Consider the following 22,087-nt stretch of genomic DNA (forward strand, 5'->3'; position numbering starts at 1 on the left):
GTGTGATAGCCGCTTCTCTTGGTCCGATCACAAGCTCCTCCGGCAGTACTCGTGCGGCCAGATGAGTCGTCGTCGGTTCCTGTTGATTCAGGACGTGGTGTCGTCATCATACACCTTGAAAATGGATTTCGTCGAGATTGGAACGGTCGATACACAGCGGCTCAGCTACATCGATGCCGGTGAGGGTGTACACATCGAGACCTCACCGTTCGTGTAGACGATAGCCTGATCGGGGCGACAAAGCCGATCTCGAGTGATCTGTTCGATCCGACCGTCCCCATCACCATCTCGGAAGAACGTCGCCTCCGTAGATTGGGTGGTTCGATACACCACGTAGTCGTGGTTTGCTACACTGCCGTCGGGGACGGTCGCAGCGGTCGTCGATGGGTACGCACCAGTTCGACTGATCAGCGTTTGATACGGATGGTCGGTGTGGAGTCGTTGGTCCGGACGAATATCACCGCCACTGGGTGAACCGGTCAACTCGCCGATCGACGCTGCAGCAGTCAGTTCCGCGTCACTATAGGCAAGTCGTTCGTGTTGGTCGGCGAACACCGGGTTATCGGCGTTGCTTTCGGCGGCGAAGATCATCGCCCCCGGGAAGACGAGGACGAATAGCAGGAGGACGGAGACGACGAGAGCGGGAGAGAGCTTCCCGTACAGCGTTCGGAGGCCGATCGCACCGAGTATCGCCATCGGTGCGTACAGGAAGGCAAACCAGCGAGTCGGAATGAAATTCCGAATGCCAAACATGGGCAGCCCGAGGACGAACACGAGCATGAACGCTGCGGCCAACAGGAGGGTAAACACCGATTGTTCGGCACGTCGCCGATGGACGACGTAGAGACAGCCGACGAACGTAGCTCCGAGGAGAAACAGGAATCCGAGGGCGTCGACGTACGGAACGATCTGTTCGACCAATGTCTGGGTCGTTTCCGTGCTTGTCTCGGTTGAGTCGGCTGTGGAGTCACTCGCGATGTTGAGGAAACCAGCACTCTCCTCGAGGGTCTGCGTGAAAAAGCTCAGTACAGTCGCCAGAAACGAATCCTGACGGTACGGGGTAAGCGACCAGACGAAGATGGTGAAGCCGAAATTAAATGCGACGAGTCCAACGAGGTTGACCGGCTTCTTTGCCCGAAAGACGCTCGTATCGAGACGGTCGAGTCCGAGGGGACCCACCACGAATACGATCTGTGCGATGAACGCCGCCAGCAACAACACGAGCATGATGAACGTCGAGACTTGGTGGGTGAGAATAACGGCGACACTCAACAGTAACAGCAGTGAGAAGTCGCGAAAGGTGTACTCGATTCGCATCACTCGAAGTAGTGCGTACAAGACGGCGAGGAAAAAGACGAGTCCAAGACTCGTGGGGATGAGATGCATTCCCCACATCGCGACGTGGCTCGCAAGCGCATAACACGTGGCTGCTAGCGTCGCCCATCGCTGTGCAACGAGCAGGTTCGTCCCCGCATAGACCAGCAGTACTGACAGCGGCATCACGAGGCCGACGGAGAGATACAGTGCCGTGCGAATTGGAACCCCATAAAGCAGTGCTGAAGACGCTACCAGCAGGTGGTACAACGGAGACGCGAAGTGCTTGTCATCGGAGATTGCACCCAGGGAGCCTTCTTCGAGGATTGCGGCCGTCAGCTCGACGTGGGTCCAGATGTCGATTCCGATATAGCCCGGTGTGACGTACAGGGCCGTAAATCGGAAGACGAACGCAAACAAGACGACTTGCAACAACACGAGTCCGGGTTTGAACGTCTGGTCGTTCGTAAAGAGAATCTGTCCGAGCAACAGCGTCCCGAGAAGACTCGCGACCCCGAAAAAAAGGGGCGTACGTGTTCCCTGAAGGACTGTCAGAATCACGAGTCCCGCCAGTCCAGACAGTACGAGGCTTGGCAGTGTCATCGACACCGCTGCGGGAAGGGTCGGGAGTCCACGTGCGTTTTCCTGGTAGAGAGCGATGAGATACAGTGCACACGCGGTTCCAAGGAGTATCGGAACGGTATTCAGGTAGATCTGTGACGCAAAAAATCGGAGCGGGAACAGTGTAAGTGCGAGCAAGAGGCCACCGATTGCAGCAACCGTATCCAGCCGAAACGGCCGTCGCCGCTGGATCGATTTATACACCATGGCTGACCTCCGTTCGTGACTTCGTTTTGCCTTCTCGGTCGAGCGTCCGTCGATACACCTCGAGCAGGGAATCACCCAGCGACTCGAGACCGAGTCCGTCGATCGATTGGCGCCCATTCGATCGACTACCCGCATCGAACGTCTGCTCGAGGCCGGCTACGAGCGTTTCGTCGTCGTCGCTGACGGTGCAGTTGTGGAGGTTCCCGACTGTTTCCCGAACGAAACCGACGTCAGTCGAGACGATAGGGAGGTTACAGGCGGCGGCTTCCTTGACGACCATGGGGCCGCTCTCGCGTTTCGAGGTCACGAGCAGGACGTCGCTCGCGTTCATGAAATTGGGCATCTCGTCGTGGTCGACGCCGGAAACTGGTCGAAGCTCGAGGTCGGCGTCGGCACCGCTGACGAGCTTTTGTGCCCGTGTGTAGTCTTTGACGTCTCGCGTCCCGTCGTACGGAAAGAGCGCAATCTGGCGGTCGCTTTCCCAGCCGACGCGCTCACGAGCAACCTGTCGTGAAATCGGTCTGAACAGGTCGGTATCGACGCCGAACGGGATCAGGTCGTAGTCGGTTTCCAGTTCGCTTGCCATGACCTGACTCGGAACGATTGTGGCGTCAGCTCGCCGAGCGGCGAACCGGCTCACCGACCGTAACCAGTCGTGATCGCTCATCAGATCTGTCCCCCATAGCGTCACCACGACGGGACGAATCGGCTGTGCGAAGGCAAACGGTGCGACCAGCCCGTAGTTCGCGTGGACGAGGTCGAAATCCCCCGATCTGATCACTGAGAGCACGTCGCGATAGTATCGGGCGTACGCCGTCACCGACCGACCGGAATCGCCACCGTATTGGCCGGGAACGGCCAGGACCGTACAGTCGACACCGCGCGTCTGGAGGGTCGACACTTGCTGGTCGAAGAAGGGTCGTGGTGAGGTGACCAGCTGTAGCACTTTCATGGATGGTCTGGGACTGACTGGGCTGGCTGATCGAACGTTCGTGGATGGGCGAGCGCTTCGATTTGGTCGACGACGAAATCCGTGACGTCGATTCGGTCTTCGAGCAACTTTTCGCGACGCCGTTCCCACGTTGCTGGGGATTCGTCGAGGACCGATACCGCTCGTTCGACTCCACGTGCGTGTCGCAATCGCCCGGTGTACTCGAAGCACAAACCGTACTCTTCGAGTTCGGCCGTATATCCCAATGAAAGGGGGTTCACATACACTGACGGCGTGCCGAGGACGGCGGCTTCCGCGGCAGTCGTCGCACCCTCACTCAGGACGACGTCGGCGAGGGATAGCAGATCGTGCATCCGTTCCGGTGTCGTCGAGAACTGGTAGGACTCGAGGTCGGCCGGTGGCTCGCCTTCTGCGGCGAGTAATACCTGGACACCCGCCTCCTCGAGTCGGTCCACGATACGTGCAGGTTTTTCGAAACCCTCGTGGCCCACATCGTGTGACGCACCCCAGTTACTGAGTCGAACTACAGCGAAGGGATCGTCTGGATCCAGCTCGACAGCTTCGAGGACGGCTCGATCGGTTTCGAACCGATTCGGATGGAGATACGCCAGCTCGTGATAGCCCTGATAGCGAACCTGTTTCGAGCCGAGTTCGTCACGATAACACGCCGGGGTACAGATAACGTCTGCAAACGGGTAGCCGAGACTGGTGATGAGACTCGCGTGTTCGGTATCGTAGAAGACGAGACTCTCCGTGTTCAACACGGATGCGATGTGTGCAGCAGCGACGCCGCCGATAGCCGTAATCACGTGTGGGTCGATTCGTCGGGTGCGACGCAATAGCCGCATCTCGTAGGTGGCCTGGACTGCTGCCAGCGAGAAGAGACCGTTCGACTCGCCGGCCAGCACTTCGTGGTCGATACCGTAGGCCTCGAGGAGCTCGATCGCGACGTCGTTCTCTCGGGCGAAGACGTGCACGTCGTGACCCCGTGATCGGAGGACACTGATCGGGTGCCTGAAGAAGTGGACGTGGCCCGGATGCTGGATCGTAACGACGACTCGGAGTGTCGATTCATCCGCTCCAGCGACGTTGTCTCGAGGTCGTCTCATCGGCTTACAACCTCCGGTAGACGAAGCCGGCATTGGCGGCGTCACGTTCCTCGAGTGCGCCGGTCACGTCGATCAATGCAGGAGTGGCTTCGAGTGCTGTGGCCACCTCCTCGAGATCGAGCGATTCGAACGTGGAGTGGGGTGTGGCAAGCATGACGGCGTCGAAGCCGTTGAACGAGAGTGAGTCTTGGACGTCGATCCCGAACGCGTCCCGAACCACGTCGTCATCGGCTAACGGATCGTATCCTTCGACATCGACATCGTACTCTTCGAGTTCGTCGATGACGTTGACGACCTTCGAACTTCGAATGTCTCCAACGTTGGGTTTGTACGACAGGCCAAGAACCAGCACACGACTGTCTCGAAGCGTCTTTCCACAGCGGTTGAGTGCTTTAATCGTCATCTCGGCTACGTACGACGGCATGGACTCGTTCACTTCGCGGCTCGTTCGGATGAGTTTCGGATCGTATCCTTCCTGTGCCGATCGGTATGCGAGGAAGTACGGGTCGACCGGGATGCAGTGGCCACCGACCAGCCCTGGCCGGTAGTCGTGGAAGTTCCACTTGGTGCTCGCCGCCTCGAAAACGGCCGCTGGATCGATATTTAGCTGTTCGAGCACTCTCGTGAGTTCGTTGGCAAAAGCAATGTTGAGGTCGCGCTGTGCGTTCTCGACGACTTTACACGCCTCTGCGGCTTCGATCGACGGTGCGCGGTGGATGCCCACATCGACCACCGCTTCGTACAACATCGCAACGTCCTCGAGGACGCTCTCGTTCGACGCACCGACGACCTTGACGACGTCCTCGAGTCCGTGCTCGGAATCGCCCGGCGTGGCCCGCTCGGGTGAGTAGCCCACGAAAAATCCTTCTCCAGCGGTGAGGCCGGAGGCTTCCTCGAGGGCTGGAACGAGGACGCTGCGCGTGGAGCCAGGATACACCGTCGACTCGAGAATGACTGTCGTGCCGGCGGTCATCTTCGACCCGACCGTCCTCGCTGCGCTTTCGACGTAGCTCATGTCGGGGCGGTCGTCCTCGTCGATTGGCGTTGGAACGGTGATGATGACGTAATCGCTCTGGCTGATGGCACTCGCGTTAGTCGTATACGAGATGTCGCCGTCCTGAATCACGTCGTCCTCGAGGTCACCGGTCGTATCGATCCCCTGCTGTAATTTCTCGACCGTCGATTCGTCGATATCGTATCCGATTACACGGTACTCCGCCTGGGCGAACCCGACTGCCAACGGGAGTCCCACGTAGCCGAGTCCAACGACACAGATCGTTGCCTGTCGTGTGGACGTTTCGTCAGCGTACTCGAGGGGTCCAGTATCGGCGATACCGTACTGGCCAGAATCCTGTTTCCCGTCTCGTTTTTCGGTGTCAGTGAGTGTTGTTGTCATGGGTGGTGTGTCGATTCGTTCACACAACCGCTTGCGTCGGCCCGCTTGCAGCGGTGTCACGTGATCGGCTGTGCGTTCCTCGACTTCGCCAAGTCAGTGGGGGCGGTTTACTATACCTCGAATAAACTGTTGCAATCGTGAGACGGTTCGATAGAGGGGTTTTATGGCCGTTCTCGCGCCCGATTTCGGCGTATCGGCTCAGGGAAGGACGTGCGCGCTTATATCGGAATTAAACAGACCTGTATGGGTCTATAATGAAGGCACTATACCCCACACTCTCGAGTGCGGTCGGCGAACTCACCCAGTGTGACTCGGTCAAGTGCCGGCCGCGGTAGAACCGCGACAACATATGGTATCCAACGTCCCGTTCGAAACCGAATTCGCAATCGTATCCACCACCCTGTCCGATGCGGGTTCGGTTTCGGCTAGCAATCTCCACGCACACGCCATCGTAGTGGGAACATCCCTTTCCCGGATTCGAGACCCTCCCGGGGGGATCTCCTGGCTCCACTTTCTTGGCAGCGGGTGGGACGTAGCCCTGATCGCGGTTCTATTCTTGCTGATTAGTGGCCTCGTTGGGCTTCGTATTCGAGCAGTTGCCACGAAACGTGAGGTCGAGGACCGCGTTCAGTCGCTGGTCCCAGAGGCCGACGATGAATCGGCACAGACGACTCACTCACAAACAACTACTCACCAGGAGTTCGAACAGTACCTCTCGCCCGATACACCACCCGAACTGCTGAGCGATGAAGGGAAGGTGGTCAGACTGCTCGTCGAAAACCACGGTCAAATTCGCCAGCATCAGATCACGGAAGAAACTGGCTGGTCGAAGTCGAAGGTCAGTCGCATCTGCTCGAAGATGCACGAAGACGAGACGATCGAAAAGCAGTCAATCGGTCGAGAGAACGTCATTACGCTGTCCGAAACCAGAGGCACGATTACCGACGACGGCCTCGCTTCCGAGGCCGTCGAGCATCCACTTCCATGATTGGGTATGGGCTGTCACCGGCGACGGCTATCCAACCACCACACCGCCGTTACCGGTGACGGTCCCCTTGCACTCTGACGATCCCTGGCATCGACGACCACTGGTTCTGCTTGTGGTGTCACCTCGAGTGACAGCCATTGCCAACGGTATCGAAGGCAGTCGCAAGTTCGTCGTATCGGGCATCGGACGGATGCACGATGGTTTCCTGACGGACGTCCGCCACAAGTGAGGGGGTATCCCTTCGAGTCAGAGAGGAACTCGTCCGGTACATCGTCTCATTTAACCCCCTGATAAACGACTCGAGGAGAGGTCACAGACCCACCTGTCTCACTGGCAGACCCTGTCCACTGTCGAACTCCGTGATGAACGCAAGCGTCGATGGCGAGCGGTTGTGAAGCCGTGAATTGCAAGCGCTGAAACCGTCCTTTCCGATTCTACCGTCGATAGCGACAGTCTTACCCGTCCTATAGTAATGGACGCTGTTCGTTTTGGTGGGTATAGCGACCCGCGACTCCAGTGATGGGGTGCGGAAGACAAACAACTATGACACGAACCAGTACTGCAGTCCGGCACGAAGCCTCGAGCCGCGGTGTACCAGGCACAGCTGTCGATCACCCTGCTGTCTCCGCGTCGGTAGATAGTGTGACGTGGTTTGCGGTGGCTTCTCGAACGGAGGTGAACGGCTAATGTGTGGTATCATCGCCCGTATTGGCCAGGGGGAAGCCGCGGACACGCTCCTTTCGGGGCTGGAGAACCTCGAGTACCGTGGCTACGACTCGGCTGGTATCGCCGTTCAGAACGGCTCCGGTGTCAAGGTTCACAAGACGGCTGGCGAAGTGTCCGACCTCAAATCGTCACTGGAGACTCGCCCCCACGGAAACGTTGGAATCGGCCATACACGATGGAGTACACATGGCCCGCCGACCGACGAAAACGCACATCCCCATACGGACATGGCGGGCGACGTTGCCGTCGTCCACAACGGTGTCATCGACAACTACGACGAGCTCAGGGCGGAACTCACGGCGAAGGGCCACGAGTTCGAAAGCGATACCGACACGGAAGTGATTCCACACCTCATCGACGAGTACCTGGGGTCCGCTTCCGATACCGAGCAGGCGGTTCGACAGGCCGTCGACACCCTCGAGGGGAGTTACGCTATCGCCGCCATCGTCGACGGTGAGGAACGGGTTTACGCAGCACGGAAAGGCTCACCCCTCGTTCTCGGCCTCGACGACGAGGAGTGGTTCCTTGCGAGTGATGTCCCGGCGTTTCTCGATCAGACGGATCAGGTGATTTACCTCGAGGACGGCGACCTGGTCGTCCTCGAGCCGGACACGTATCGAATCACGGACCTGCAGGGGAACACGCGCGAGCGATCGGTCGATACCGTCGACTGGGACCCCGAAGACGCCGGAAAAGGGGCCTACGACCACTACATGCTCAAAGAGATTCACAGTCAGCCGACTGCGCTTTCGAATACGATCGAAGGCCGGATTCAGGACGGGGAGGTGACGTTCGAAGCCCTTCCAGCGGGAACCTTTGAAGGTATCGAAACCGTCCAGTTCGTCGCCTGTGGAACGTCCTATCACGCAGCGATGTACGGCGGGCAGTTGTTGCGCGTGGCCGACCTCAGGACGGAGATCGTTCGTGCGAGCGAGTACGAGTCGGCCTCCGGACCCGTCGACGAAACGACGCTCGTCGTCGCAGTCACCCAGAGCGGTGAGACTGCCGACACCCTCCACGCACTCCGTACAGGTGCTGACCACGGTGCCCGGACGCTCGCTGTCACGAACGTCGTCGGCTCTACGGCAGCCCGTGAAGCCGATGAAGCGGTCTATATCAGGGCCGGCCCGGAGGTCGGTGTCGCGGCGACGAAGACTTACTCCTCACAGGCGGTCACCCTCGCGTTGCTCACCCAGCGTCTCGCTGACGACGTGGCGCATGCGACACCCACCGATGATCGAGCGGAGATGCTCGATACGCTTGCTGACCTTCCGGATCACCTCGAGCAGATCCTCGACCAGAATGCGGCCGAAACCCTCGCCCAGGAGAGTATCGACAGCGAGTCGTACTTCTTCATCGGGAACGGGCTCGGCCATTCGGTCGCTCTGGAGGGTGCATTGAAATTTAAGGAGATCACGTACGAACACGCCGAAGGCTTCGCCTCTGGCCAACTCAAACACGGTCCACTCGCTCTGGTTACGGAGCGTTCGCCGGTGATCGCCGTGTCGACCGGCGGGGACGACGAGAAGACGAAGACGAACGCCCTCGAGGCACAGTCTCGTGGCGCCCCGATCGTTGCCATTGGTCCGGACGACACGCCGTTGACTGATATCGCGGATACCCACCTCTCGATTCCCGAGACGTACCCCGTCTGGGGAGGCCTGCTCGCAAACGTTCAGCTTCAACTGTTCGCTTACCACGCCGCAAAGCAACTCGACCGCCCGATCGATAAGCCACGGAATCTGGCGAAAAGTGTTACCGTCGAATAACGACACCTCGAGGGGTTCGTGTCCGGTATCACTCGCTGCACGCTACTATCTTTTCACTATCTTCTTACTATCTTTAAGACACCAAAAGGCCCGGTCCCGGTCAATAGGTGAACGGGACGAAACCCACACTCGAGGTCGATGCTACCGACCACGTAAACTGGTCGGGCACCCGTGCGGTGTGTGCTCGAGCCCTCACAACGAACCCACACACGGAATCCACACGACTCGAACACCGATGACGCAACGTCGTCGAGTTCCATGCCGACTTCACACCGTTTTCGAGTCCTTTTCCACAGGATTTCATAGCCGAGGCTGAGTACTCCGTCAGGCGTCGACGTGCGAACCGAACCCGACAATCGTTATCGGTTCGGCCCTCACGTTCAGGCGTGACGAACCACTGGGCGTCCATCTCGTAGTGGTCGACGCTCTCGAATGTACGGTCGGATCGAACTCGAGGGGCCTGCTCGAAGCCGGGGAGCAGAGAAGGGACGTTTTTCCGGCCTCCTCGAGCAAACCCCTGTAGTGAAAGACTCGAACTACCTCGCTACCGATCCGAAAGAGTGGACTGGCTGGTTGTGGTCTGCGAAGCCCCGATGGAAAAATCATCGACTCTGACAGGGTTGGTCGTCGTCTCTTCCCAGTCAGCGAGAACCTCGCTTCGTCGATAACCGATATACAGTGACAACAATCCCTATACAAAGGAACCGTCCGTCGTGTGGGTGTCAAGAAATACTCACGATGTGGATGCGATCGAACCGTCGTTTCCTTCGGTTTACAAAGCGCGTTCGCGAGGTCACAGAAATGTAAGGAGAGCCCACGGCTTTGGCTGTGGCAGGAAGTCGACACCTCGCGGACTGTTAGACGGAATTTGTACACGTCATTGGGGGTGGACCCCATCTGGTCACTGGATCGAAATGCCCGGTCGTACGGATAGCGAGACCCAAGGTCCAACGGACTCCTCGAGCAGCTAACGGTGTCTGCCGCGAGCGAGAAGGTGGGTAGTTCACTCGGACTCGAGTGTCAGCGTAATCGTTTCGTCGTCACCGTCGATTTCGACCGTTGTGGACGCATCCTCGTACCCATCAGTATCGGCCGCAACCGTGTACTCGTCGTCCTCGAGTTCTTCGAACTGTACTTCACCGTCGTCGTCAGTTTCGCCGCTATCATCGGCCGTCCCGAGGAAGGTCGGGTTGAGTTCGACAGTAGCGTCCTCGATTGCGTTCCCATCCTCGTCTTCGACGATCACCGTCAAGGTGTGCGTCTCGTCCGCGTCGTCGCTGTCATCGTCGTCGCTGTCATCGTTGTCACTGTCGTCGTCGTCGCTGTCATCGTCGTCGCTGTCATCGTTGTCACTGTCGTCGTCGTCGCTGTCGTCGTCGCTGTCATCGTCGTCGCTGTCATCGTCGTCACTTCGTTCTTCGAGTGTTAACGTGACCGTTTCGTTCTCCCCATCGATCTCGGCGGTTTCTTCAGCGTCCTCGTAGCCGTCTACGTTCGTCGTCACGGTGTACTCACCGTCGTCGAGTCCCTCGAACGTCGCCTGGCCGTCTTCGATACGCTGTTCATCGCCAGTGAGGATGCCGTTACTGAGTTCGACCGTTCCATTGTCGATTGGATCGCCGTCTTCGTCCTCTACGAACACTGTCAACGTGTGGGTCTCGTCATCGTCGTCGTCCGCGCCACTGCCATCGTCGTCTGTGTCGTCATCGTCGCCGTTGTTACCCCCGTCACTGTCGTCTATTCCGTCATCAGCAGTGTCTTCTTCGTGGTCATCACCTTCCGTACCGTCGCCATCACCACTATCGTCATCGACTGGATCATCTCCTCCATCGGATTCTTCGGTATCGTCTGACGAATCGGTCGAACCGTCGCTGTCTGGCTCGCCGGTGTCGTTATCATCGACACCGTCGTCAAACTCGTCACTGACCGATCCGAGCGCACCGGCGATAGAGCCACCGCTCGCAGCGAGTATCAATCCGGCAACCAAGAGGACGATGCCGCTCACGGTGAGTAGCACCTGGACACTGGTTTGAATCGATCGGGCGTTCGTCCGTTGATTGTTGACGTTTCGGCTCATTGTAGATCACAAAGCAGTAAGGGTGACTAGAAACGTTCCGTCCACACGACAGGCTCGAGGTTCGGTCGGCCATCCGTGTTGAATCGGCTGATTTCGTCACGAGGCGACGGCTGTCTGCCAGCGTGCCGACTCGAGTGAGACACCGGTCGTGCACAAAACCAGCCCTGCTCGTTTCGGGGTTGATCGACAGCCTGGTGTGTACTCATTACGCGATAGTTTTTCGACTCGGTAGTTCACTATGGTGCTGTTAAACCGTTTCACGAGCCAAATTTTCCGAAATGGTCGCACACACAACCTATCGGTTCACACTATCCTGACCCGGCCCACAGCCGCTTTGCGAGTCGCCCGCCGAGCCAGGCCGGTAGCAGCCTCGAGAGTCGATATCGAATCCGATTTCGCCAGCCGGGAACCACGACTCGCTTGCCATCCATGAGCCCGTCGTACCCGATTCGAGCGACGGTTTTGGGAGACATCAACTCGCCGTCGGCGACGGCCGATCGCTCCATGCCGCCACGTTCCATGAACCCGGTCTCGGTTTCGCCGGGACAGAGCGCGGTCACCGTGACGGGCGTGTCTCCGAGTTCGTCTGCCAGCGCGAGCGAAAACGAGTGAACGTAGGCCTTGCTCCCGCCGTAGACGGCCGCCGTGGGAACAGGAACGACACCCGCCAGCGAAGCCGTGTTGAGTATTCGCCCTCGACCGCGCTCGAGCATGCCGGGGAGAAACCGGTCGGTCAGTGCCGTGAGGGCTTCGACGTTGAGCCTGAGCAGTCGCCGTTCGTCCTCGAACGTCGTCTCACTGAAGTGGCCGTACACCGGGACACCCGCGTTGTTGACCAGGATTGCGAGCGGGTGCTCGAGTGCCCTCACTCGATTTTCGACGCGGTCGATAGCTCCCTCGTCGGTGAGGTCGACGACGATACGGTCCCTAACCGTTCCGGGTTCCGTTGCGAGCATCGATTCGACCGCCTCGAGGCCCGACTCGTCGATGTCGACCAGTACCAGGTCGTGGCCGTTGGCTGCGAACACTCGGGCGAGTTCCCGGCCGATGCCACTCGCCGCGCCGGTGAGCAGGGTCAGCCCCTTCGAAGTGGGTGTCACCTGGCGACCCTCGAATTCGTCCATATCTTTTCGTTTCACCCGGGACTGAAAAACGTTCACAGGCACTCGAGGTGCCGATACCAACTGATTCGGTGCTGAGCCGCTTCGGGCGAGCCGTAACACTGACGATACCGGCGGACGCGAACACGCACGTGTACGATCTCGTATCCATCGCGTCGACGCCCGACCTGTTGCGTCTGGTCGTCGTCCCGGTGTTCGCCTGGGCGGCGATCCGGGATATCAAAACCCGGCGTATCTCGAGCGATCTCTGGATTCCGCTGACGGCGCTCGCGACACTCCTGTTCGTCTGGGACGGCTGGGTCGCCTATCGGACCGGTGGCGTCGTCTGGTCTCACGAGTTCGTGATTCCAGCGGCGATGAGCCTGGGGTTGGTCGTCCCCATCGCGTACCTGTTCTGGTGGTTCGGCGGTTTCGGCGGCGCGGACGCCAAGGCGTTGCTCGTCCTCGCGCTGTTGTTCCCGACCTATCCCGTCTACGTCATCGGGTCGACGGTATTCCCCATCATCGACCCGCCCATCGCGAGTGCGTTCTCGCTCACCATCCTGACCAACGCGGTTCTGGTGGGTGCGTTGATCCCGGTTGCCCTCGCCGTCAGAAACGCCGTCGCGGGTCGGTTCGGCCGGGTCATGTTCATCGGCTGGCCAACGGACTGGACGGCAATTCCCACAACCCACGGCCGCCTGCTCGAGACGCCCGAGGGCGGCACGCGACACGGTCTCGATCTCGACGCCCTCCGGATGTATCTTCGCTGGCGGGGACTCTCACTCGAGTCGCTGCGCGCTGACCCCGAGCGGTATCGCGACCCGGACTCGCTGCCGGCAGAACCAAATCCGCCGACGGATGGTGCCGTGAACGCCATCGCCGCCGATGGTGGCTCGAGCACGGCAGTGGAGACACAGTCAGCGGACGAATCCGAGGAGGACGATCTGACTCCCTCCGGGGATACCCGTCCCCGGTCGTCCGACGACCCCTGGGGTGCCGCGACGTTTCTCGAGGACATCGAGGGGACGGCCTACGGCACCGATCCCGAAACCTTGCGGGACGGCCTCGAGGTACTGGTCGAACGCGACGTCGTCTGGGTTTCGCCGGGGACGCCGTTTCTGGTGCCGGTCTTTCTCGGACTGGTGTGTGCACTCGTCTACGGCGACCTGCTGTTGAGCGTGTTGCTCTGACATCGTTTAAATAGCACCTGTCCGAACGCTGCCATATGCCCCGACGGCGATGTCCCGACTGCGGCGTGACGATGGAACGGACGAAACTCACTTCTACCGACGGGTTTCGATTGCAAATCAACACCGGCAAACGCGACGGGTTGCTGGGCAAACTCGGCGTCGGAACGACGGCGTCGGTGGACGCCGTCTGCTGTCCGGAGTGCGGACTGGTGCGTCTGTATGCCGACCTCGAGGACTGATCGTACGGAAATGGTGTGAACCCTCTACGTTATCACGATGAAGTAACGCTTCCGAGTCGACATTGCCCGGAACCGAAGCGCACTCGAGTGGACAGTACACGACACCGAAGCGCACTCCAGTCGTACCGCTCGTCGGGACTGTCTCGAGTCGTACCCCTCGGAAGCGGCGTATCCTCTCCGCTGCAGTCCGGCGTTCAGTGCAGGTTCGCTCTCGTCGCCTCGAGAATCTCGTCGACGTGGGCGTCCGTTTTGAACGCCGTCCCGCTGTAGTGGGCAGGTGAGGCCTCGTAGCCGGCTGCCTCGAGGTCGGCCAGAAACTCGTCCATGGCGTTGGCCGAGAGGGTCCAGTTTTTGCACAGTTTGTGCTGGTCGTAGTGAGTCGGCGTGTCGAGTTCGTCCTCGAGGGTCTCGAGCAGGCGGCGTCCCTTCGAGGCCGTACCGAAGGCGTCGGGGATGCGCTCTCGCACGTCGGCGACGAACTGCCGATCTTGCATCCCGGCGAGCCAGAGCGGCCCTGCGACCAGCACTCGTGAGCCGCCACAGTTTGGGCACGTCTCGAGTGGAAGGCCAGCGTCGGGAGCCAGCCCGTGGGCGTGTTCGCGGTACAGGCAGTCCTCACAGTGGACGAGAAAGCCGAGTCGCTCGAGGGTGCGGTCGGCAGCGGTCGGCTTGCGCTCGAGTTCGAGAAACGTCCGAACGTAGTGGCTGGTTGCGTGGGTGAGAATCGGGGTGACGCCCACGTCGAAACGGGCGGCGCTCCTGGCGAGAGCAGACAGCAGGATGCGGACCCCCATCTCGGGATGGTACTCCGTGTTCCGGGGGACTGCACCGTACGAGCGCATCCCGCTGTTGAAATGGGCGCCACACAGCGGGGCCGTATCCGTCGCGGTGACACAGACCAGATGTCGACAGCGGGCGAAGGCCGCGTCGGCGAACGGCATCGGCGTCCCGTAGGGGTCGAGGTCGATGACGTCGAACACGTTGTCGTGCATCAGCGCGTTCGCGTTTCGGGCTTCGACGGCCACGTCGCGACCGAGTTCGAAGCCCGCCCGTTCGAGGTTCTCCGTCGCGAGCGAAACCGCCTCGGGCTCTCGATCACAGCAGGTGACGTCCCAGCCGTCGACGGCGGCTCGAAGCCCGCGGACACCGCTGGCGGTCATCGCGTCCAGATACCGGCGAGCCGCGGGCTGGCGCTCGCGAAAGGCTCGCAACGCGGCAATCGTCAGGTCGCGGTTCAGCTCCTGGCGTGGGTTGTAAAACACCGCCTCCTCGACGCCTTCGGTCTGCTCGCCGGGCACCTCGAACTCGACGCCACCTTCCGTCACGCGCATATACCCCTGCTCGGGGCCTCGAGGCGAAAAGCGGTGTGATCTCACCTCGATTCACCGACTCGACACCCAAACCGATTTGTCGGCCCAAGCGAGAGTATCGAGCGTGCCCGAACCGAACCCCGTCGACCGCTGGCGAGCCGACCTCGAGGAAGCCGGCAAGTTGACACCAGCGATCGTGGAGCAGATTTCTCGCGTCCACGGCGACCGCGGGGTTCGAGCCATCGAAGCCGTCGCGGAAGGCCGGGTGAAGGTCTACCGCGATTTCACGATCGTCGTCGGCTACGAAGACGAGTACATCGTCGAAGACGGCGGCTGCACGTGTAAGGACAGCGAGTATAACCTCGATCCAGACGACCCGACCGAACACTGTTGGCACGTGCTGGCGGTGTGGATCGCTCGGCGGGTGGGCCACCTCGATTATCACGACATGTGGTACTCGGAGGTTCGGGAGTTTTTGTAGGGACCTCGAAACCCTCTGGGCTGGTCGTGGATGGAAACGGCGTTCTCGAGTCTGGTCGGCTGAACTCATAGGGAGTATCGTCGGCGTGCATCGATACCGACGAAGAACCCAGGCACAGCGTCGACAGCCGTCCTTCGAAACCGCTGGCTGCCTACGATACCCCCTACCAGTCCCCTCCCAAGCCACTCGGCCCACCGCTCTTTCAGATTTGCCCCTTTCGAGCCCTCGAGCAGCCCGTGGCTCGCAACGAAAATAGTGCCGGGTGTCCACGCGTTAGTCCTGTGTGCACGACGTGTCGCTCGTGAGACCCTGTTCGTACAGGGTCTTGATGAGCGTGTGTTCGACCGCTGTCAGTCGCTGTGACATCGCAGACGACGAGATATCGAAGGTCGCTGCGAGTTCAGAGAGCGACACAGCCCGTGGCCGCTCGTAGTAGCCCGCCTCGATAGCCGTCCGGACGGCCTCGAGCCGTTTCTCGGAAATGTGGTCGATCGTGATAACACACGATCCGGCGTTTGGCCGGCTGAGATGCTCGACGCGGGCTGTTTCACCGTACTGGCCCCCAGTGAATGACCGGAGCACCTCACTCGCTGTCTCGAAATCCTCGAACGCGAGCACCATCCGCACGGCCGTGTCGCTCTCGTCTGCAGCTGAACACGGGGAAGCGGTGTACTTCGAGGCAGCCATTACGGTTCACCCCCGGTCGCTGGTACACAGTCGAACGCGCTCGCCGTTCGGTGCAATACTGTCTCGAGTGTTCGGACCGCCCAGACGTAGAACGGAACACGACACGTCTCCTCGACGCGCTCGCGAAACGACTCAATCCAGTCGAAGTGGGTTCGATGGAAGTCCCTGTATGCCTCCTTGGCTCCATCCTCGAGGAGCAACGACCCGTACTCGAGCAAGAGCGCGATGTGATCGGGTTGGTACTCGGGTGGAATCTCGGCGTCTATCGCCTGATACCGTCGTTCCATATCGTGTGCCGGTGGCCCGGACAGGACTCCGCGGATTGTCCCATCCCACCACGGTTTATAGACGGAGGCGACCGGTGGTGCTGACGGGCCATCGAACCCCTCGAACGTTTCGAGATACGACTCAAGTGGCTCCTCCGGCGGGGATGGTGCTTCTGTTTCGACGTCGATGTCTCTGGCCGACGACGCTATCGCTTCGGCGAGCGTGCCCGACTCGAGGGCGTGGATGGTCGCGTCATCCGGCTGTTCGAAACAGCGGGCGAGCAGCCCGTACACCGAGGCGACCGTCTCCGGCTCCATATCCGCACCTCCCTGTCCCCGTGTTGTCAGTGATTCGGTCATACGACGACCACCACCGGATCCTGCTCGGCCGCGAGCAACAGGAGGACTCGGAGCAACAGGCTGCTGACGAAGAGGAGCCCGAACGATCCGATCAAGACGGGTCCGCCGATCCGTTCGACGGACGCCGTAAGCCGGCCAGTGGCCGCGGCGAGACCGAGGAAGACGCCCGCGAGCAAGGCGAGCGCGAACCCGAGTGCGACGACCCAGACGCCAAACGCAAGCAGCCCGTCGGTTAACGACGAGTACGAGGCTGCCGCCGCAGGGGTGTTGTTCGCCGCGAGTTGCGTCCAGCCGTATCCGGCAATCAGCAGACTGACGCCGGAGAGGACGCCGCCGACTGCCGCGTATCCGCCGAACATCGGTGTGATTTCTCGCTCGAACACCATCGTGACCGCGAGCGTGCTCCCGATTCCGGCGGCCACACCACTGGTCAGGAACAATAGCGGCACCAACACCGGCTGGTTCCAGAGCGGAACCGTCTCGACGATTGCCAGCTCGAATCCGGTGTAGATGGTCGCCAGTGCGAAGAGACTTCCCACGACGTGCAAGAGGGCGAGCCCGGCGGTGGGTGGCCGGATGCGGTCGACGAACCGGTCGACGACATCCAGCAGTCCGAGTTTGGCAACGAACCACCGAGGCCATCGACTCGCGCCGTCACCTTCCGCAGCGGCTTCTCCGAACAACTGGAGCACCAGACAGACGATTGCGAGCACTGACAGCATCACCAGTATCCACGTCCCGATGGTAATCCAGGAGTCGTAATTCGTCAGATACACCGGGAAGAGGATCGCCCGGTAGTACACTGCCAGGTGCGAGAGGACGGCCAATCCAGCACCGCCCGCGCTGAGTACCGAGACCAGAAACCCCCAGCGAAGGATTTCGGTCTCGAGACCGTTCGAATCCGACCCGCGCCATCGTCGAAGGAACCAGGCGGACGCACCGGTGAGATACGCCCCACCGGCGACGACCGCCAGGTAGAGATAGACCGGGATCGAGAGATCCCAGTAGTCCGCCGACAGCCAGCGGAATTCCACGAACACCTCGAGTGCAGTGACTGTGAACGTCATCGTGATCACCCGTTGAGCCACCCTGCTGTCTGGGTGTCCGACTGTTCGGTTTTTGTGGCAGGTTCGTCTCGGTTATCGACCGTGTCACTCGACTCGTCGGTGTCTTCGTGGAGTGGTGCCCGCTCGGCGATCGGTTCGACGATAACGCGGGACTCGTAGGCACCGTTTTCGAAGCGCTCTGCAGCAGCACCCGAGGCTTCGGCCTTCATCTCGCTCACGGGCCCGGCCTTGATAGCCTCGCCGACACAGTTGTCGACGCAGGACGGCTTCGCGCCGCCATCTTCTGGTTTTTGTTTCGCTGGCTGGCCGTGACCGCTACCGGGCCCCTCACCGAGACACATGTTACACTTCGACATCAGCCCGTCATCGCCGTAGGTCGGCGCGCCGTACGGGCACGCCCACGCACAGTAGTGACAGCCGATACAGCGGTCTCGGTTGACGGTTACGATCCCGTCTTCTTCGCGCTTTTCGATGGCGTTTGGCGGACAGACCTTCTCACAGGGCGCGTCGTGACAGTGCATACACGACATCGAGACCGGTACTTCCTCGAAGTCGGGATACTCTCCCTGTGAGAGGTGTGTCACTGTACGCCAGTCCTCGGCGTCCGGATCGCGATCGTGTCGCTGCTTACACGAGATCGAACAGGCGTGACACCCGATACAGCGGTTCGGGTCGAAGTAGAACATCCACTGTTCTCCCATGATCAGTCACCCCCTGTTTTCCGCACCTCGGCAGCGATGTGCCTGTCCACCTGTGAGGAGATCGGATCCGTCTGTCCGTCGTGTACTATCATGGTGTTCATACCGTCTTCCTTTGAATTGCCCTGACCGAAGCCGAACTCGGCGGTGACGAACCCGGGCGGGGTTCGTTCGCTGACGTATGCCATTACCTCTCCGTCGCCTTTCTCGGTGGCAACCGTGACCATATCTCCCGTTTCGATGCCACGTTCGTCGGCATCCGCCGTGTTCATGACGAGGTAGTTTCCTTCGTACTCCTCGCTGGCGAGCCCGTGTTTCCGCGCGTACTGCTCGCGTGGATGGTCGAGCACCTGGTCGGCACCGAAGGCGAAAAACACGGCTCGCGTGTCATAGAAGTGCAGCGGATACTCGCCGTCAGGTGTGTCCCCGAACGTTCCGGGCGGCACCCACTGCGGGCCAGTGTGGAGGTCGACGTCCGGAACCTGCTCGTCCACTTCCTCGATAGATCGCCTGTATCCGTCTTCCTCGTCGAGATAGAACTGGAATTTCCCCGTCGCCGTCGAGAACCCGCTGTCTTTCCACTGTTCGTAGCCGAATTCGTCGAGGATAACGAAATTTTCCTGGGCGACCTCCTCGAAGCTGTAATCGATGTTCGCCAGCATATCCTCGTTGTACTCGGCTTCGCTTTGCCAGGGGATGTACTCGCCCCAGCCCATCGCCTCCGCGATCCCCTTCAGGATGTCGAAGCCGGGCTTTGTGTTCCCCTGTGGCTCGACTGCCGCTTTCGACGCGGATACCCACCGATTCTCGTGGTAGGCGCTCCAGGCCGGGGCATAATCGATGAGGGTGTCTTTCTCCAGCTGGATCGCCTCGGGGAAGACCACGTCAGCGTGTCGCGTGAGTTCGTTCCAGTAGGCGTCCACCGTAATGATTAGCTCCATCTCTTCGAGCGCCTCGAGCCAGGCCTGCGTGTTTCCGTCAGTTAGCGGATTGTCGTAGTGACAGTACATGCCCCGAATGTGCCCGTTTTCGACCATCTCGGGGATCTGGTTGTGGCCGATTCCCGTGGTGTGCCGGAACGGGTACTTCTCGTACTCTTCGTATTTCCTGAGTGCGGGCGTTTTCCCCGCAGCGTTGTTCGGGAGGTCGATATCGCGAACCTCGAACGGATTCGAGAACGGCGGTCCTCGCCAGAACCGAAGTCCACCCGGACGGTCGATGTTCCCGACGAGCCCGTTGAGAGCGAAGACAGCCTGGGAAGCCTTCTGGGACTCGGCGTACTGACCGACGCCTGTCCAGAGGGCGATTCCAGCTGCAGGTGCTGCTTCGGCAAACTCGACGGCGATCTGTCGAATCACGCCAGGCTCGAGGCCGGTTCGTTCACTGGCCCACTCGGGTGTCTTGTCGGCGACTTCCTCCCGGTAGCGCTCGAAGCCGTAGGTCCACTCTTCGACGAACGCCTCGTCGTACAGGTTTTCTTCGACGATGACGTGGCCCATTGCCAGTGCCAATGCGCCGTCCGTCCGTGGCTCGATCGGCAACCACTCGTCGGCCTTCTGTGCCGTTGGCGTGTGCTGTGGGTCGACGACGACCAGCTTTGCGCCGTTGTCGAGTGCTTCGAGCACTCCCTTGGGTTCCCACTGGCCTGCGAAAGACTCGAAGAGGTTTCGCCCCCAGGCGATGATGTAGTCGGCGTTCTGATAATCGACGAAGCGCATGTCCGCTCCGACACCCATGAGATTTCCGCTCAGGTGCGCACCGCCGAAACAGACGTGCCGACCACGACCGATTCGTTCGGGCGTTCCGTAGAGGTTGCCCCAGACGATTTCGTGCAGGTTCGTCGTCGCCCAGCTCGCGGCGTTGAGAAACGTCTCTGCACCATACTGCTCGTCTAACGCTTTCAGGCGCGTGGCTGCGTACTCGAAGGCTTCGTCCCAGTCGGCCTGGCGGAGTTCACCATCCTCCCGGATGTAGGGCTGGGTTATTCTGTCCGGGTCGTGGGCTTTCTCCATCTCTGCGAGCCCTTTCGGACAGAGTGTTCCCTCCCTCCCCGGGCCGGCGCTGCTACGCGGGTGGCCATCCACACCGGTGATGTCGACGATCGTGCCATCGTTGACCGCGACTTCCTGGCCACAGGCGTGGTGACACATCCAGCAGTTCCCGTAGGCGACCTCCGCATCGCTGAGTCGGTCAAGATCCCGATCCGTTTCGTCATCGAGAACACCGAGACAGCCACCCAGACTCATCGCACCGAGAGTAGCCCCGCTCACTTTCAGTAACGACCGCCGTGAGAGGGCGACCTCTCCAGCGTTGCTTTTACTCATGGCTGATCGCCTCCGGTGGGACGTAGTCGTCACCGAACTCCGCCTCGAACTGTTCGTGATACAGTTCGTAAAAGCGCTCTTCGGACAACTCACCGGCCGCTACACGTTTTGCAGCCTCCCCGGCGGACCGTCCGAGTTCCTGGTCGTATTCGCTCTCCTCGGGTTCGCTGTCCAGAGACTCGAGTGTCCGCAACGGATCCTGTGAATTTTTGGGTGCCATAGTCGCTCACATATATAGCTTCATTCTACAGTGCCATCACCGACACTCGGGATCGGTTAAGGTTTTATAAGGGACCGTGTGAACCGCCCGCGAGACGAGCGCTCACAAATGGCGTTGGATTCTCGAGCGCTCAGCAACGACGTTATCTCTTCCTTTTCGAACGCTCAGCAACGACGTCGAGTTCTCGAGGCGTGGGACGCAGTTCAGACCGACACGAAAAACAGGGTCCAACGAACCGCTCGATCAGTCGTCTTTCCAGCAACGACACGCACAGTTCAGCTGTCTGAGAATGTTTCCCTCCGCACGACTGAGCCGCTGTGAGAGTGCCGACTTGGAGATGCCGATTCGGTCGGCGACCGTTCCGAGCGATCCCGAACTGTCCAGGTCGTAATACCCCGCTTCCTGTGCAACCGTGATGGCCTCGCGCTGTTTCGGCGTCAACACCGAGAGATCGATCGAACACCGTTCGTTCTGGTCGGACACGCCGGTATGGGTGATCGATCGAACGGTCACGCGGTTGGCTCGCTCTCTGATATCGTTGACCAGCGCCGAAAGCACGTCCACACTCTCGAGGTGGGTCTCGACCACGAACGTGTCCTCGGTCGCCTCGAGAAACCGTGGAATGCAGTCATAGACCGAAAACACAATCCCCGGACAGTGGGTGCAGACGTCGCTGGAGAACTGTTTCGTCGTGGTGGTTTGGTCTTCGCACTCTCGGATCTCGGCTTCGGCAAGACACCGGTTACCCTGAAAACGGATGTCGAACCCGACGATGTCCGCCTCGAGATCATCGACCGGACAGCTTCCGCCGCGCTCGATTTCTAGCTCCGCGCGGACGGCTCGGTCTGATACCGGACCACTGTGTAGCGTAACCGCCGACTCACCGACATTGGACTGCGCCGGCGTCGATTCGAGTTGTGTCATGAATTTCCCTCCGGGCTGTTGCCTCGTACGTCCACGTAGGGTCTCCCTCGAGTAATGTA

19 protein-coding genes are annotated in these 22,087 nt (G+C 60.2%); 5 read left to right on the plus strand and 14 right to left on the minus strand.

Annotation, left to right across the window (positions count from 1 at the left end; genetic code table 11):
• Window positions 1–165 precede the first annotated feature (165 nt).
• Genes NLK60_RS13290 through NLK60_RS13305 form a run of 4 tightly spaced genes read right to left on the minus strand, consistent with a single transcriptional unit; the run spans window position 166 to window position 5,599 of the window.
• Window positions 166–2,142: a hypothetical protein gene (locus NLK60_RS13290; protein WP_254808253.1), complete on the minus strand. Its 1,977-nt coding sequence runs from the start codon at window positions 2,140–2,142 to the stop codon at window positions 166–168.
• A complete protein-coding gene (locus NLK60_RS13295) occupies window positions 2,132–3,094 on the minus strand; it encodes a glycosyltransferase (RefSeq protein WP_254808254.1) in 963 nt (320 codons plus the stop codon). Before NLK60_RS13295 ends, NLK60_RS13290 begins: the two co-directional genes overlap by 11 nt.
• Entirely contained in the window at window positions 3,091–4,203 is a 1,113-nt protein-coding gene (locus NLK60_RS13300; protein ID WP_254808255.1) for a DUF354 domain-containing protein, read from the minus strand. Before NLK60_RS13300 ends, NLK60_RS13295 begins: the two co-directional genes overlap by 4 nt.
• A gap of 4 nt (window positions 4,204–4,207) precedes the next feature.
• The gene (locus NLK60_RS13305) at window positions 4,208–5,599 is read right to left on the minus strand and encodes a nucleotide sugar dehydrogenase (protein WP_254808256.1); all 1,392 of its coding nucleotides are present in this window, start codon (window positions 5,597–5,599) and stop codon (window positions 4,208–4,210) included.
• Window positions 5,600–5,948: 349 nt separating this feature from the next.
• Here NLK60_RS13305 and NLK60_RS13310 point away from each other — a divergent pair, with 349 nt between their 5' ends.
• Both NLK60_RS13310 and glmS read left to right on the plus strand, forming a co-directional pair.
• Window positions 5,949–6,587, plus strand: coding sequence for a helix-turn-helix transcriptional regulator (locus NLK60_RS13310; RefSeq protein ID WP_254808257.1), 639 nt, complete (start codon window positions 5,949–5,951; stop codon window positions 6,585–6,587).
• Between the two features lie 686 nt (window positions 6,588–7,273).
• Window positions 7,274–9,082, plus strand: a complete 1,809-nt coding sequence (gene glmS / locus NLK60_RS13315) for a glutamine--fructose-6-phosphate transaminase (isomerizing) (RefSeq protein ID WP_254808258.1) — start codon at window positions 7,274–7,276, stop codon at window positions 9,080–9,082.
• Between the two features lie 1,003 nt (window positions 9,083–10,085).
• Here glmS and NLK60_RS13320 read toward each other — a convergent pair.
• Window positions 10,086–11,159 (minus strand): carboxypeptidase-like regulatory domain-containing protein, encoded by a 1,074-nt coding sequence (locus NLK60_RS13320; RefSeq protein ID WP_254808259.1) that lies wholly within the window; start codon window positions 11,157–11,159, stop codon window positions 10,086–10,088.
• A gap of 308 nt (window positions 11,160–11,467) precedes the next feature.
• A complete protein-coding gene (locus NLK60_RS13325) occupies window positions 11,468–12,283 on the minus strand; it encodes an SDR family NAD(P)-dependent oxidoreductase (RefSeq protein WP_254808260.1) in 816 nt (271 codons plus the stop codon).
• Between the two features lie 128 nt (window positions 12,284–12,411).
• Between NLK60_RS13325 and NLK60_RS13330 the strand changes: the two genes are divergently transcribed.
• Together NLK60_RS13330 and NLK60_RS13335 are read left to right on the plus strand one after the other, a co-directional pair.
• A complete protein-coding gene (locus NLK60_RS13330) occupies window positions 12,412–13,452 on the plus strand; it encodes an A24 family peptidase C-terminal domain-containing protein (protein WP_254808261.1) in 1,041 nt (346 codons plus the stop codon).
• Between the two features lie 35 nt (window positions 13,453–13,487).
• Entirely contained in the window at window positions 13,488–13,691 is a 204-nt protein-coding gene (locus tag NLK60_RS13335; RefSeq protein ID WP_254808262.1) for a hypothetical protein, read from the plus strand.
• 194 nt (window positions 13,692–13,885) lie between these two features.
• On the opposite strand, the gene NLK60_RS13340 is transcribed toward NLK60_RS13335, so the two are convergent.
• Entirely contained in the window at window positions 13,886–15,022 is a 1,137-nt protein-coding gene (locus NLK60_RS13340; protein ID WP_254808263.1) for a tRNA (guanine(26)-N(2))-dimethyltransferase, read from the minus strand.
• Between the two features lie 103 nt (window positions 15,023–15,125).
• Here NLK60_RS13340 and NLK60_RS13345 point away from each other — a divergent pair, with 103 nt between their 5' ends.
• Window positions 15,126–15,482, plus strand: coding sequence for a hypothetical protein (locus tag NLK60_RS13345; RefSeq protein ID WP_254808264.1), 357 nt, complete (start codon window positions 15,126–15,128; stop codon window positions 15,480–15,482).
• Window positions 15,483–15,755: 273 nt separating this feature from the next.
• On the opposite strand, the gene NLK60_RS13350 is transcribed toward NLK60_RS13345, so the two are convergent.
• The 7 genes from NLK60_RS13350 to NLK60_RS13380 form a co-directional block, all read right to left on the minus strand.
• Window positions 15,756–16,169 carry a helix-turn-helix domain-containing protein gene (locus NLK60_RS13350; protein WP_254808265.1) on the minus strand — a complete coding sequence of 138 codons (414 nt, stop codon included), beginning with the start codon at window positions 16,167–16,169 and terminating at the stop codon, window positions 15,756–15,758.
• On the minus strand, window positions 16,169–16,795 hold the full coding sequence (locus NLK60_RS13355) for a TorD/DmsD family molecular chaperone (protein ID WP_254808266.1): 627 nt from the start codon (window positions 16,793–16,795) through the stop codon (window positions 16,169–16,171). The genes NLK60_RS13350 and NLK60_RS13355 overlap by 1 nt, the downstream gene beginning before the upstream one ends.
• Window positions 16,792–17,862 carry an NrfD/PsrC family molybdoenzyme membrane anchor subunit gene (gene nrfD / locus NLK60_RS13360; protein WP_254808267.1) on the minus strand — a complete coding sequence of 357 codons (1,071 nt, stop codon included), beginning with the start codon at window positions 17,860–17,862 and terminating at the stop codon, window positions 16,792–16,794. Before nrfD ends, NLK60_RS13355 begins: the two co-directional genes overlap by 4 nt.
• A 5-nt stretch (window positions 17,863–17,867) precedes the next feature.
• A complete protein-coding gene (locus NLK60_RS13365) occupies window positions 17,868–18,563 on the minus strand; it encodes a 4Fe-4S dicluster domain-containing protein (protein WP_254808268.1) in 696 nt (231 codons plus the stop codon).
• Between the two features lie 2 nt (window positions 18,564–18,565).
• Window positions 18,566–20,884 (minus strand): molybdopterin-containing oxidoreductase family protein, encoded by a 2,319-nt coding sequence (locus NLK60_RS13370; RefSeq protein WP_254808269.1) that lies wholly within the window; start codon window positions 20,882–20,884, stop codon window positions 18,566–18,568.
• A complete protein-coding gene (locus NLK60_RS13375; RefSeq protein WP_254808270.1) occupies window positions 20,877–21,104 on the minus strand; it encodes a 4Fe-4S ferredoxin N-terminal domain-containing protein in 228 nt (75 codons plus the stop codon). The genes NLK60_RS13370 and NLK60_RS13375 overlap by 8 nt, the downstream gene beginning before the upstream one ends.
• Window positions 21,105–21,347: 243 nt before the next feature.
• Entirely contained in the window at window positions 21,348–22,028 is a 681-nt protein-coding gene (locus NLK60_RS13380) for a helix-turn-helix domain-containing protein (RefSeq protein ID WP_254808271.1), read from the minus strand.
• Between the last annotated feature and the right edge of the window lie 59 nt (window positions 22,029–22,087).

Origin of the sequence: Natronosalvus amylolyticus, from assembly GCF_024298845.1 — an archaeon.
GTDB lineage: Archaea > Halobacteriota > Halobacteria > Halobacteriales > Natrialbaceae > Natronosalvus > Natronosalvus amylolyticus.

Bases quoted from the DNA above. Each gene is read 5' to 3' on its own strand.
- NLK60_RS13350 (WP_254808265.1), bottom strand. From the start codon at position 16,169: ATGGCTGCCTCGAAGTACACCGCTTCCCCGTGTTCAGCTGCAGACGAG.
- NLK60_RS13355 (WP_254808266.1), bottom strand. From the start codon at position 16,795: ATGACCGAATCACTGACAACACGGGGACAGGGAGGTGCGGATATGGAG.
- NLK60_RS13380 (WP_254808271.1), bottom strand. From the start codon at position 22,028: ATGACACAACTCGAATCGACGCCGGCGCAGTCCAATGTCGGTGAGTCG.
- NLK60_RS13295 (WP_254808254.1), bottom strand. From the start codon at position 3,094: ATGAAAGTGCTACAGCTGGTCACCTCACCACGACCCTTCTTCGACCAG.
- glmS (WP_254808258.1), top strand. From the start codon at position 7,274: ATGTGTGGTATCATCGCCCGTATTGGCCAGGGGGAAGCCGCGGACACG.
- NLK60_RS13290 (WP_254808253.1), bottom strand. From the start codon at position 2,142: ATGGTGTATAAATCGATCCAGCGGCGACGGCCGTTTCGGCTGGATACG.
- nrfD (WP_254808267.1), bottom strand. From the start codon at position 17,862: ATGACGTTCACAGTCACTGCACTCGAGGTGTTCGTGGAATTCCGCTGG.
- NLK60_RS13310 (WP_254808257.1), top strand. From the start codon at position 5,949: ATGGTATCCAACGTCCCGTTCGAAACCGAATTCGCAATCGTATCCACC.
- NLK60_RS13300 (WP_254808255.1), bottom strand. From the start codon at position 4,203: ATGAGACGACCTCGAGACAACGTCGCTGGAGCGGATGAATCGACACTC.
- NLK60_RS13305 (WP_254808256.1), bottom strand. From the start codon at position 5,599: ATGACAACAACACTCACTGACACCGAAAAACGAGACGGGAAACAGGAT.
- NLK60_RS13325 (WP_254808260.1), bottom strand. From the start codon at position 12,283: ATGGACGAATTCGAGGGTCGCCAGGTGACACCCACTTCGAAGGGGCTG.
- NLK60_RS13370 (WP_254808269.1), bottom strand. From the start codon at position 20,884: ATGAGTAAAAGCAACGCTGGAGAGGTCGCCCTCTCACGGCGGTCGTTA.
- NLK60_RS13320 (WP_254808259.1), bottom strand. From the start codon at position 11,159: ATGAGCCGAAACGTCAACAATCAACGGACGAACGCCCGATCGATTCAA.
- NLK60_RS13375 (WP_254808270.1), bottom strand. From the start codon at position 21,104: ATGGCACCCAAAAATTCACAGGATCCGTTGCGGACACTCGAGTCTCTG.
- NLK60_RS13365 (WP_254808268.1), bottom strand. From the start codon at position 18,563: ATGGGAGAACAGTGGATGTTCTACTTCGACCCGAACCGCTGTATCGGG.
- NLK60_RS13340 (WP_254808263.1), bottom strand. From the start codon at position 15,022: ATGCGCGTGACGGAAGGTGGCGTCGAGTTCGAGGTGCCCGGCGAGCAG.
- NLK60_RS13335 (WP_254808262.1), top strand. From the start codon at position 13,488: ATGCCCCGACGGCGATGTCCCGACTGCGGCGTGACGATGGAACGGACG.